Below are 13,191 nucleotides of genomic sequence, written 5' to 3'. Positions count from 1 at the left end.
TAGTGAGACCGACAAGCTAGCTCTCTTGGTAGTTAGCGTTAAGCATAAAAAAAGGCTGACAATCAATGTCAGCCTTTTCAATATCACTACCTATGTTGTACCGCGAACACTACATTTTTTCTAGTGTTTCGATGCCAAGTAGAGTTAATCCTTTCTCTAGCGTATTGGCAACCAAAGCTGACAACGCTAGACGGCTATCACGTACAGTTGGCTCAATGCCGTCTTTTAACATTGGGCAAGCTTCGTAGAATGTCATGAATGCTGAAGCCACATCGTACAGGTACGTACACAATACGTGAGGTGTCGCTTCACGAGATACCATGCCAATCACTTCTTCAAACTGCATCAATAACACTGCTAGCGCATGCTCTTGTTTCTCAACTATATTGATATCTACCGGCATAGTTGCCATATCAACACCCGCTTTTCTAAACAAGCTTTTCACACGGGTATACGCATATTGAAGGTAAGGCGCAGTGTTACCTTCAAAACTTAGCATTGAGTCCCAGTTGAACATGTAATCAGTTGTGCGGTTTTTAGATAGGTCAGCGTATTTTACTGCGCCAATACCTACCTTCCGTGCAACTTCTTTAAGCTCGTCTTCACTTAAATCGTTGTCACGCTCGGCAATCAGTTTGCCCGCTCGCTCAACCGCTTCATCAAGCAATTCAACCAATTTAACCGTGCCACCGGTACGGGTTTTAAATGGCTTACCGTCACTGCCTAGCATCATACCAAACGGGCAGTGCTCGTAAGTTTGCTCTTCTTTCATGAAGCCTGCTTTGCGGCCTACAATTTCAGTTTGCTTGAAGTGCAGTGCCTGGCGAGCGTCAGTAAGAATAAGCGTACGGTCGGCATTTAGCTTGCCACTGCGATAGCGCATGGCCGCAAGGTCAGTAGTTGCGTAAAGATAGCCACCACCCGACTTCTGAACGATATAAACAGCCGGGTTACCTTCCTTATCGGCAAGCTCAGGAATAAACACCACCTGTGCACCTTGGTCTTCAACCGCAATGCCTTTTTCTCTAAGGTCGCTTATTACATTAGCTAAGTCGTGGTTGTACGCAGACTCACCCATAATATCTTTACGGGTAAGGCTTACGTTTAGCTTGTCATAAACTTCTTCTGAGTGAGCGATAGACACATCAATGAACTTTTCCCACAGCGCTAGACACTGTGCATCACCGCCCTGCAGCTTAACTACGTATTCACGGGCACGGTCAGCAAAGCCTTCTTCTTCATCGAAACGTACTTTGGCTTCGCGATAAAAGTCTTCAAGGTCAGACAGCGCAGTTTCCGCCACTTCCTCTTGAAGCTTGTCTGACAGGTGCGCAAGCAACATGCCGAACTGGGTACCCCAATCGCCCATGTGATTTTGACGAATTACGTTGTGACCCAAGAACTCGAGTACTTTAACTACTGCATCGCCGATTATGGTCGTACGCAGGTGCCCCACGTGCATCTCTTTGGCTAAGTTCGGCGATGAATAATCTACTACAATGTTTTGCTCTTTTGACTTTGCAATACCCAAACGCGGATCGGTTAACGACAGCTCGCACTGGTTTGACAGCCAATCGTCGTTTAAATGTACGTTAATAAAGCCAGGTCCAGCTACTTCTAATTTACTGGCAATATCGTCAAGCTTAACGGTCTCAACAATCTTCTCTGCAATATCTCGAGGCTTTTGCTTAAGCTGCTTGGCCAATGCCATAGCGCCGTTAAACTGATACTCACCAAACTCAGGTCGAGCACTGCGCGAAACTGGCACTGGCGCATTATCTACGCCCATTTCTTGTAAAGCTTCAGTGAAACGGTTAACTAATAGTGCATGTATGTTCATAATGTATATTGTCTTTAATTAATTCTTTCTAGCTTAATTTTCGCGCGTATTCGTAAACTGAATATCTGGGTAACGCTCTTGCGATAGCTGCAGGTTCACCATTGTTGGCGCGATGTACGTCAGGTTGTCGCCCCCATCAAGGGCAAGGTTCTGCTCACCTTTACGGCGGAACTCGTCTAGTTTCTTCTCATCATCCGCGTAAACCCAACGGGCTGTTGCAACGTTCACGTGCTCGTAAAGTGCATCTACGTTGTATTCGGCTTTTAGTCGTGCCACTACCACATCAAACTGAAGCACACCAACCGCGCCTACAATCAAATCGTTGTTTGCAAGGGGTCGAAACACCTGAACTGCGCCTTCTTCAGAAAGCTGAATAAGGCCTTTCAGCAGCTGTTTTTGCTTAAGTGGATCTTTCAAACGAATACGTTTAAATAGCTCTGGCGCAAAGTTTGGAATGCCTGTAAAGCGGTAGTTATCGCCCGAAGTAAAAGTGTCACCAATTCGGATAGTACCGTGGTTGTGCAAGCCGATGATATCGCCAGCATAAGCTTCTTCTAGTAAAGCACGATCGCCTGCTAAGAAAGTCAGTGCATCAGAAATACGCACATCTTTGCCTAGACGGCTGTTGCGCATTTTCATGCCTTTCTCGTACTTACCCGACACTATGCGACAAAACGCGATACGGTCACGGTGTTTCGGATCCATATTGGCTTGAATCTTAAAGACGAAACCGCTGAACTTGCCGTCAGTGCTTTCAATAGTCCCTTCTTCGGTCTCACGACCAAGTGGCGCAGGCGCCCACTCAACCAATCCGTCAAGCATGTGGTCAACACCAAAGTTACCCAATGCTGTACCGAAAAATACTGGCGTTAACTGGCCTTCCAAGAAAAGCTCTTGCTCGAATTCGTTTGATGCACCTCGTACAAGCTCAAGCTCGTCACGCAAGGTTTCAGCTAGGTCACTTCCTACTGCGGTATCAAGCTCTGGGTTATCCAACCCTTTAATGATACGCACATCTTGAATAGTGTGACCCTGACCGCTTTGATACAAAATAGTCTCGTCGCGGTGAAGATGATATACACCTTTAAAGCTTTTTCCACAGCCAATTGGCCACGTGATTGGCGCGCACAGTATATCAAGCTCGGTTTCTACTTCATCAAGCAGTTCCATAGGATCGCGAATATCCCGGTCTAGCTTGTTCATAAAAGTCACAATTGGCGTATCGCGCAAACGCGTAACTTCCATAAGCTTACGGGTTCTGTCTTCTACACCTTTAGCCGCGTCGATTACCATAAGGCACGAATCAACCGCTGTGAGCGTACGATAGGTATCTTCAGAGAAATCTTCGTGCCCCGGGGTATCTAACAGGTTTACCAAGTGATCGCTGTAAGGAAACTGCATAACCGAGGTAGTTACCGAGATACCACGCTCTTTTTCCATTTCCATCCAGTCAGACTTGGCGTGCTGACCTGACTTTTTCCCCTTTACAGTACCCGCCGTTTGCAGGGCGCGCCCGAACAACAGTACTTTTTCAGTAATGGTGGTTTTACCCGCATCCGGGTGCGATATGATTGCGAACGTACGTCGCTTTTTAATCTCTTCAAGAAGCTTTTTATCTGACATCAATACTTATCTTCGTTATCTATTATCCCTGTAAAACAATTATTTACAGGCGCGTTTTATAACGGATAAGCAATGCTTTTCCGCGCAAATTTAGTATTGCGGCAAAACGCTTGATACGGCTTGGTAGTTAATTGCGCGGATTTTAGCATTTTACTGCTCGTAACAGTAGAGCGAAATTACATACTCCCTACCGCTTAATTTGCTATGCGACCGCTCACTGCTTTTTTTCATGCATACACACTTTCATATCGTTAACCTATTTCAAACATTGTTGTACACAGCGTTTACAACATAAGAAAGAGACCCTTTTTATAATCCCTATTTATAAAAATAAGGACAATGCCCTGTGATATTGTTTTTGATTTGTGTAGCCGCGCTTATTGCTGGCTACTTTATATATGGCGCCTTTGTCGAAAAGGTATTTGGCGTCACACCTGCACGCCCTACTCCAGCACATAGCCAAAAAGACGGTGTAGATTTTGTTCCTATGTCTACACCAAAGGTATATCTCGTACAGCTACTCAACATTGCTGGTGTAGGCCCTATTTTTGGTCCTATCATGGGGGCGCTATATGGCCCAGCAGCAATGCTTTGGATTGTATTAGGCTGCATTTTTGCCGGTGCTGTTCACGACTACTTCTCTGGCATGCTGTCAGTTCGCAACAATGGTGAGTCAGTGCCTAGCTTATCTGGCCGTTATTTGGGCCGAGGCGCTAAACACTTTATGAACTTGTTCGCTATTGTGCTGCTTCTGCTGGTAGGTGTGGTTTTTGTCTCAGCGCCCGCAGGTATGATCACAAATTTAGTCAACGACCAGACATCATGGCAGGTTGAAGTTGGCACCATGGTAGCTATTATTTTCGCCTATTACATACTGGCAACCATAGTTCCTGTAGATAAAATTATTGGTCGCTTTTATCCGTTTTTCGGTGCACTTCTAATCTTCATGTCAGTAGGTTTATTAGCCGCAGCCAGCTATTCTGACCAGCACTCAATTTTAAGTCAGTTTTCAGCAAGCGATATGCTAACTAACCTAAACCCTAACGATATGCCGCTGTGGCCAGCGCTTTTCATTACTATTGCTTGTGGCGCTATTTCCGGGTTTCACGCTACCCAATCTCCACTAATGGCCCGCTGCATGGAAAACGAGAAAAATGGACGTTTCGTGTTTTTTGGTGCAATGATAGGTGAAGGCGTGATTGCCCTTATCTGGTGTGCGATTGCCCTTTCATACTTCGACAATTTAGAAGCGCTGTCTTCAGCCATCAGTGACGGTGGCCCTGGAAACGTTGTTTACGCTTCTTCATTCGGACTGTTGGGCGTTGTGGGTGGCATACTTGCCTTTCTTGGTGTGGTGATTTTGCCTATTACGTCAGGCGACACCGCCTTTCGTTCAAGCCGTCTCATTATGGCTGAGTACTTTAACGTTGAACAAAAAGGTATACGTAACCGCTTGTTCATGGCCGCCCCTTTGTTTGTGCTTGGCGGAATTCTTACCCAAGTTGATTTCGGCGTTATTTGGCGCTACTTCGGATTTGCCAACCAAGCAACAGCCGTCATGATGCTGTGGACCGCGTCTGCATACTTACTAAGACATAATAAACTGCATTGGATCACCACGGTGCCGGCTATGTTTATGACTGCCGTTTGTGTAACTTTTATTTTAAATAACGATACCTTGGGTTTCGGTATGGCGATGAATGTATCGACAATCATCGGGCTCGTTGCATCATTGATTACCACAGTGTATGTCATTCGAATTTCTAAAGGGAAAGGCGAAGCCCCACTTGAACCTATGTCTGTAAGTGCTGAAAAGCCCACCCAACCAGCGGACGCGTAACTTAATAATCGAAATACAGACATTATGATGAGCCGCCCTTCAGATGGGGCGGCTATTTATTTTGTACGTTTTAAATGGATTATAATGAGGCTCACCTTTAACTGGCGGTAATATTGGCAAGCATGGAACTCATACTCTCACTACTTCAACAAATGTGTGTGTATCTTGTACTGGCGTACATGCTCAGTAAAACACCGCTTTTCCTTCCTATTCTCAGTATTTCCTCCCACCGCAAGCACCGCTACTTGGTGTACTTAGTTTTTTCTTCATTTTGTGTGTTGGGTACCTATTTTGGTCTGCAAATAGACGATGCTATAGCGAACACTAGGGCCATTGGCGCTGTCATAGGTGGGTTGCTAGGCGGGCCAATAGTTGGCTTTGCCGTAGGGTTAACCGGCGGCCTACATCGTTATTCATTGGGAGGTTTTACGGATCTGGCCTGCGCTATCTCCACTACACTAGAAGGCTTGATTGGTGGCCTAGTGCACATTTACTACGTCAAAAAGAATAAGAGCTTAGATCTGTTTAATCCATGGAAAGTGGGTGTGGTTACCTTTGTCGCAGAGCTATTTCAGATGGCTATTCTACTTACCGTTGCACAACCTTTTGAAAAGTCTTACGCCCTGGTCAGTGCTATTGCCGCACCTATGATAATTGCAAATACTGTGGGGGCCGCACTTTTTATCAGTATCTTATCTGACAAGAAAACGATATTTGAAAAGTACTCTGCTACTTTTTCACGTAGGGCACTGTCCATCGCAGACCGCTCAGTGGGTATACTTACGTCTGGATTTACTCCGGTAAACGCAGAAAAAATTGCGCGCATTATTTATGAAGAAACGAATGTGGGTGCGGTAGCGATTACTGATAAAGAGAAGATTTTGGCGTTTATCGGAACGGGAGCGGATCATCACCTCCCAAATACGCCCATCTCATCATCAAGTACCATGGAATCGTTGAACAATAACAAGATAGTGCATTTAGACGGCGCTGAGCTTCCTTATCAATGCACCCTAGACAAAAATTGTCCGCTCGGTTCTGTGTTAATTATACCGCTCCACTCTGGTTCTGAAGTTGTGGGTACCATCAAGCTTTATGAACCCAAACGGAAGTTTATGTCGACGGTTACGCTATCTATGGCAGAAGGTATCGCTCAATTATTGTCTAGTCAGATAGTTTACGGCGAATATCAACAACAAAAAGATCTACTTTCACAATCAGAGATAAAGTTGCTACATGCACAGGTAAACCCGCATTTTCTTTTTAACGCGCTCAATACCATTAGCGCTATTATCCGCCGCGACCCCAAAAAGGCCAGAGAGCTCGTGCTAAGCTTATCGCGCTTTTTTAGAATAAACCTCAAGCAAAATACAGCAATTGTTACCCTGAAAGAAGAGATTGACCACGTTAATGCTTATCTGGCGATTGAGAAAGCGCGTTTTGCGGAGCGCCTGCAAGTCACTGTAAAATACGACGAAGCAGCAATGTCAGCACTTTTACCTAGTTTTACGCTACAGCCATTAGTTGAAAATGCGGTCAAGCACGGCATCGCTCAGTGCATAGAGGGGGGTCACCTATCTTTAAATATACGATGTACAGCAGATGACCATATTCACATTCTTGTCGAAGACAATGCTGGCTTGTATAAACCTAAGAAAGAGCAAAACGCGGGTTTAGGAATGGATATTGTAGATAAACGGCTTATTCATCAGTTTGGCCAACAAGCAGGCCTGGTAATCGAGTGTCGGACTAACCACTTCACCCGTATGTCTTTCTCTATCCCACATACTCTTCATTCTTATCAGAGCTTACCATGACCAAGAATTCAGTATTTCGGGCAATTGTTATTGATGACGAACCTCTCGCCAGAGATGAGCTTTGTCAGTTGCTAAACGAAACCAATGAGGTACAAGTCTTAGCCGAGGCAGCAAACGCAATAGAAGGGTTGGCTTTAATAAAACAATACAATCCAGACGTTATTTTTCTAGATATAGAAATGCCTCAGCTCTCGGGGCTAGATGTGTTAGCTATGCTTGACATAGACACCATGCCTTATGTTGTATTGGTTACCGCGTTTGAGCAGTATGCTCTTCAGGCATTTGAGGATAATGCGTTTGATTACTTACTAAAACCAGTAGAACCAGAGCGGCTCAATAAAACACTTACAAGGCTGAAAAAGAGAAGTTTTCCCCAGACTGGTATCGACACAATCGCCTCACCTACGTTGATACATATTCCCTGCGTGGGCCATCAGCGCATTTTGCTATTACCTGAATCAGATATTCATTTTGCATATAGTGATGTGGCGGGAGTACATGTTAAAACTTTAGAGCAACTAGCAGACACGCAACTCACATTAAAGACCTTAGAAGAGAGAACCGGGCTTGTAAGATGTCACCGGCAATACTTAGTGAGGTTATCCTGTGTGGTGGAAATTAAACTCTTGGATAATGGCCTTGCTACGCTTCTAATGGCGACGGGAGATTCGATACCCGTTAGCCGTCGATACCTCAAAAAGCTGAAATCGTTGTTGGAACTATAATCTCTGCAAACAGAGCTTCCAAAAGTCAGTTAAGCTATTACCTGATGCTTTAAAACCATGAAACTATAAAAGTCGGTCCGATGGGGCTGACCTTTCCCCCAAAAGCAACCCCAAAACGAATTTTTGAACATTCCGATTTTTGACGCCATTTGTCTTAAATTATTCGTCATTTTCTCTAAATTTGCGCTTATTTTATTTTTGAAGCTGCTACGCAAAACAGAGAAAAAATTAAACTAAAGTATAAAAAAATAGAGTTCTACTGCTGATTTCTAACCGCCAAATCCGATTATTTGTTTAGATATCCTCGACTTATCCTGATCATATTGCTGTATAAAAAAGCGCAAAATATTACTGAAAGTTAAACTTTTTATAAAATAACAATAAATATTCATTAAAAAGAGCCGCTTCTTAGATTTTACGCATATATGCTATTGATAATATTCAAAAGTTGTGCAATACATAATAAGTGTCTAAAAAACACACTAAAAATAATTAAAGCAATAAAATTAAAGTCTAGGGAGACTACAATGTTTAAAAACCACAAACTGGCAAAGTCGGTGAGACTTGCCTGCGTCTTTGGCGCTGCCGCATCGTTGGCATTTTCTGGTAGTGTCTACGCCCAAGAAGAAGTTGAGTCAGAGGAAGAACCGGTCGAGAAAATCGAAGTCACTGGTTCACGTTTACTTTCAAACCCCAATGTTGCAGCAGCAACACCTGTACTGAGTGTATCAGGCGCTGAAGCAGCCGCTCGCGGTAACTTACGTGTAGAAGACTTCGTTAACGTGCTTCCACAAGTATTCGCGGGACAAGCATCAGAAGTTTCCAACGGTTCAACGGGTACTGCAACACTAAACCTCCGTGGTTTAGGTGCGAACAGAACGTTGGTATTGATTGACGGCAAACGTCTCCCATATGGCTCTTCGGGAACCAGCGCAGCTAACGTCGACCTAGTTCCAACGCAAATGTTGGAACGTGTAGACATCCTAACGGGTGGTGCATCAGCGGTATACGGCTCTGATGCTGTTGGTGGTGTTGCAAACTTCATTCTTCGCGATGATTTCGAAGGCGTAGAGTTTGGCGGTCAGTTCAGCACAAACTACGCTGACAACGACAATGGCTTGTATGAAGGCGTGCTTAACGCAGCCCAGCAGCCTATCCCTGGTTCAACCATGGACGGCGACGAAACACTTATCTACACAATGTTTGGCGCATCTTCCGCCGACGGTAAAGGTAACGTAACCATTTATGCGTCATATGAAGACCGCGAAGAGATCGTCCAAGCTGATAGAATTTTTTCAGCGTGTACACTGGGCCAAAGCAGCGGCTCAGCAAGTTTCGAAGGGTTTGGTTGTGTAGGTTCAGCTAACTTCCGCTTGTTTGGTGGCCCTGGTGGCTTTGCGTTCCAGGAAGAAGATGGAAATATTATTCCTTACGCGGGCGGCCCGACTCAAACCTATAACTTTGGTGCAACCAACTTTTTCCAACGCCCTTCTGAGCGTTATCATTTCTATGCGAAAGGTAACTACGAGCTTGCAGACGATTTAGAAGCTTACGCTGACTTTTCCTACATCAACAACACCAGTGATGCTCAGATTGCTCCAAGTGCCTCGTTTGGTATCGGCGCATACGACATCAACTGCGGAAACCCATTCATCCAAGGTAACAGCGGTTTAGCGTTCACTGATATTTTTGGTTGTTCGGCTGACGATATTGCAAACGATGTAATCGTAAGCGGAATCACAGCATCTCACCGTAACGTTGAAGGTGGCTCGCGTAACTCTCGTCTTGAGAACAGCGCATGGCGCTTCGTTGGTGGTCTAAATGGTTTCATTGATGATATCTGGGCTTGGAACGTATTTGGTCAAATCTCAGAAACTCGTGACCAAAGCTCAGCTACGAACGATTTCGTCGTCGCTAACCTACAGCAAGCGCTGTTAGCAACCACTGACGAAGATGGTAACGTAGTCTGTCTTGACCAGTCTGGCGGCTGTGTACCTTACAACATCTTCCAACGCCCTGGCGGTGAAAGTTCTGTAACGCAAGATCAATTAGACTTCATCCAAGGTATTGGTATTGTAAACGGTGAAACGTCACAAAAAGTATTTGGTGCTGATATCCAAGCTAACTTAGGCGATTACGGCATTAAGATCCCTACTGCTGATGATGGTATTGGCGTGTTATTTGGTATTGAATACCGTAAAGACGAACTTGCTTCGTCACCAGATGAAATTAGCCAAGTTCAAGGTGGTGGTTTCACCGGTGTAGGCGGTGCAACGCTAGCAGTAGCAGGTAAAATTGAAGTTCGTGAATTCTTCACCGAGGTTCAAATACCTCTTATTTCTGGTGCAGAGTTAGCTGAAGAGTTAGTGTTAAGTGCACAATATCGTTTCTCCGACTATGACGCAGACGGTAACGGCACGACAAACAGCTTTGACACGAATGCTTACGGGTACCAGTTAGCGTGGACACCAGTAGATGACGTTAAACTACGTGCGCAATACCAGCGCGCTGTTCGAGCGCCAAACGTAATTGACTTATTTACAGGTCAAAACACAGGTCTACCTAACCTAAGCCCAGCAGGTACCGATGCTAGCGGCGAACAGCTATACGATCCATGTGCAGGCGCCAACCCAATCGCGTCACTTGAAACTTGTGCGCGTACCGGCGTTACAGCTGCGCAATACGGCAATATTCTTGACGTTATCTCGGGTCAAACACAATCTTTAACAGGTGGTAACCCACAACTATCTCCTGAGACTGCAGATACTGTAACCTTTGGTGTTGTAATTACGCCAGCAAGTATTGAAGGTCTTTCGATTACTGTGGATTATTTCGACATCGAAGTAGAGGATGCGATTTCTGCTGGTATTCCAGCTCAAACTATCTTCGACAACTGTCTTGATTCAGGTGACCCAACCTTCTGTAACCTAATTACCCGTTCTTCTGCGGGTTCACTTGCAGCAGGCACATTTGGTGTTGGTTTCCAACAAACAAACCTAAACATTGCTACGCTTAAAACTTCGGGTGTGGATGTTCAGGTAGGCTATAACTTCGACACAGAGCTTGGTGATGTAAGATTCGACTACGCAGCTACGCTACTAGATGAACTAAGCACAGTACCATTCCCTGGTGGTGACACTGTTGAGTGTGCTGGCTTCTTCGGAAACGCGTGTGGCGCACCTAACCCTGAGTATCGTCATAGATTTATGGCAACATGGAATACCAACCTAGACGTTGATATTACTGCGACTTGGAGACACTTTGGTACAACTGATAACGATGATGACGGTGATACACTTGAGACTGGATTCAAAGCTATCAACTATCTTGATATCTCTGCCACTTATTTCATGAACGACAATTTAGAGTTCACGCTAGGTGTTCTAAACCTTCTTGGCGAGCAACCTCCAGTTTACTCTGGCGCAGGTCCAGCTCTTGGTAACGGTAATACGTATCCAACAGTTTATGACACTAGCACAAACTGGTTTGCTTCGTTTAGAGGTAAATTCTAAATCCAAATCTCCCTTTGGACCTAAGCCAAAAGCCGTTTATTCTTAATAAACGGCTTTTTTATTTTTTATGAATATTCCACTTCACCCTGTACTTGCTCAGTGCTCAACAGCACTTATTTAAAGCCTATACATCTGTTACAAACACAGCTCTATATAATTATCCATTTACGCTTTTCCTAATAAGCGCTCAGCTTACAAAATATCATCCTCATCTCAATATTATTTACTTAGCATGCTAAACAATTAAACTAGTTAGCATGCTAAGTAAAATCAAGGATGCCGATATGTCATTTTCAGAACCCATGCCACTTCATCTTATTGCGCTTTTTGCCCGTACAGCGCAAAAGTGCAGAAGAGCTGTTACTGAATCTGTCGCACACCTCGACCTTACAGAGTCTAGATGGCGCGTAATGATTCATATGTCGTTACTTGGTGAAGGCTGTACACAGCAGATGGTGGCAGAAAGCTTGGAAATAGAAATGCCTAGTTTAACGCGCACCATCAAGCAGCTCGAAACTACGGGTTTAATCAAACGCGTTACAGGTGATAACGACAAACGAAGTCGCTTGCTTTATTTCACAGATAAGGGCAAAGGCCGAATGAATGATATCGAAAGTACGTTAATGGCACTTCGAGATGAAGTGTACGCAGGAGTATCGGACGAGGAATTACGCACTATGGCTAGATGTGTTCAGAAAATTGAAGCCAATGCAGCAAAATTGTTGGAGTCATTTAAGTGAGTCAACGAACACCAGATCAGGAATTTGCTAGGTATATAAAACTGTCTTTGGTCGGTTTCGCCATCTGTTTTGTCTACTTCATTATTGCAGATATACGCATGCCTATGACGCCACAGGCGAGGGTTTATCATCAGGTCACACAAATCTCACCCCAGATAAATGGGCCGATTAATGAGGTGCTTGTCAAAAATAATCAAACCGTAAAAGAAGGACAGGTTTTGTTCACTATTGACGAAACACCTTACCTAATTGCGCTTGAGAAGGCGCAGATTGCTTTGGCAAATGTGGAACTAGAAAATGCTCAAATTGATGCCAAAGCAGAAGCGATAAGAGCCAAATTAGAGGCAGCATCCGCAATTTACGACGAGCGTAACAATGAATTTCAACGGCTGCGTTCCCTAAAGCAGACCAAAGTGGTATCTCAACAAAACGTAGATAAAGCCTACGCTCAGCTTAAAAGCGCCGAAGCTGAAATTAGTACGCTTGAAGCCGAACTAAACCAGCAAGTTGTTGCAAGAGGTAAGCAAGGCGACAAAAACCTGAAATATTTAGACGCGGTAAATGCGGTCAAACGGGCAGAATTAAACTTAGCCTATACAAAAATTAAAGCACCGCATAACGGCGTCATGGCAAACATGCAGGTAACTCAGGGTACTTATGCTAAGCAAAGTACGCCGCTTGCCTCGGTAGTTGATAACACGTTAGATGTGGTTGCAGACTTTCGAGAGAAATCGCTAACCAATGTAAAGGAAGGGATTCAAGCTAATGTGGTTTTTGATGCGCTACCTGGCAAAGTGTTTAAAGCGAAAGTGGCTGAGTTTGAAGCTGGTGTAAGTGACGGTCAACTCGCTGCCAACGGCACCCTTGCAAGCGTTGAGAAATCGAACCGATGGGTACGCGATGCGCAGCGCCAAAGAGTCCATATTAAGCTTGATGAACAAAAAATATCGTTAAAACATCTCACCAGTGGTGCTCGCGCTACCGTACAAATTGTGCCAGACAATCCTGTTGAAAGGGCGGCAGCAAATATTCAAATTCACTTTATAAGCTTACTGCACTTTATTTATTAAACTTAAATTATGGTTTACTAGACA

8 protein-coding genes are annotated in these 13,191 nt (G+C 44.5%); 6 read left to right on the top strand and 2 right to left on the bottom strand.

Features of this window, described 5'->3' with window-relative positions; translation table 11 throughout:
• Positions 1–109: 109 nt before the first annotated feature.
• Complete coding sequence (gene argS / locus ACYX4W_RS08850; RefSeq protein WP_476075308.1) at positions 110–1,840, bottom strand: arginine--tRNA ligase; 1,731 nt, start codon at positions 1,838–1,840, stop codon at positions 110–112.
• A 33-nt stretch (positions 1,841–1,873) separates the two neighbouring features.
• The gene (prfC, locus tag ACYX4W_RS08845) at positions 1,874–3,463 is read right to left on the bottom strand and encodes a peptide chain release factor 3 (protein ID WP_474854170.1); all 1,590 of its coding nucleotides are present in this window, start codon (positions 3,461–3,463) and stop codon (positions 1,874–1,876) included.
• Positions 3,464–3,809: 346 nt separating this feature from the next.
• Between prfC and ACYX4W_RS08840 the strand changes: the two genes are divergently transcribed.
• The 6 genes from ACYX4W_RS08840 (at position 3,810) to ACYX4W_RS08815 (ending at position 13,167) form a co-directional block, all read left to right on the top strand.
• Positions 3,810–5,303, top strand: coding sequence for a carbon starvation CstA family protein (locus ACYX4W_RS08840; protein ID WP_476075307.1), 1,494 nt, complete (start codon positions 3,810–3,812; stop codon positions 5,301–5,303).
• A 122-nt stretch (positions 5,304–5,425) separates the two neighbouring features.
• Positions 5,426–7,120, top strand: a complete 1,695-nt coding sequence (locus ACYX4W_RS08835) for a LytS/YhcK type 5TM receptor domain-containing protein (RefSeq protein WP_476075306.1) — start codon at positions 5,426–5,428, stop codon at positions 7,118–7,120.
• Positions 7,117–7,845 carry a two-component system response regulator BtsR gene (gene btsR, locus ACYX4W_RS08830; protein WP_476075305.1) on the top strand — a complete coding sequence of 243 codons (729 nt, stop codon included), beginning with the start codon at positions 7,117–7,119 and terminating at the stop codon, positions 7,843–7,845. Before ACYX4W_RS08835 ends, btsR begins: the two co-directional genes overlap by 4 nt.
• A 527-nt stretch (positions 7,846–8,372) precedes the next feature.
• Positions 8,373–11,357 (top strand): TonB-dependent receptor plug domain-containing protein, encoded by a 2,985-nt coding sequence (locus ACYX4W_RS08825; RefSeq protein WP_476075304.1) that lies wholly within the window; start codon positions 8,373–8,375, stop codon positions 11,355–11,357.
• A gap of 284 nt (positions 11,358–11,641) precedes the next feature.
• Positions 11,642–12,097, top strand: coding sequence for a MarR family winged helix-turn-helix transcriptional regulator (locus tag ACYX4W_RS08820; RefSeq protein WP_474854160.1), 456 nt, complete (start codon positions 11,642–11,644; stop codon positions 12,095–12,097).
• A complete protein-coding gene (locus ACYX4W_RS08815; RefSeq protein ID WP_476054688.1) occupies positions 12,094–13,167 on the top strand; it encodes an HlyD family secretion protein in 1,074 nt (357 codons plus the stop codon). Before ACYX4W_RS08820 ends, ACYX4W_RS08815 begins: the two co-directional genes overlap by 4 nt.
• The last annotated feature ends 24 nt before the right edge of the window (positions 13,168–13,191 follow it).

It is taken from the genome of Alteromonas sp. ABH4_454, from assembly GCF_056311775.1.
The sequence above is the reverse complement of the archived record's forward strand: the minus strand, read 5'-3'. Positions and strand labels throughout refer to the sequence as shown.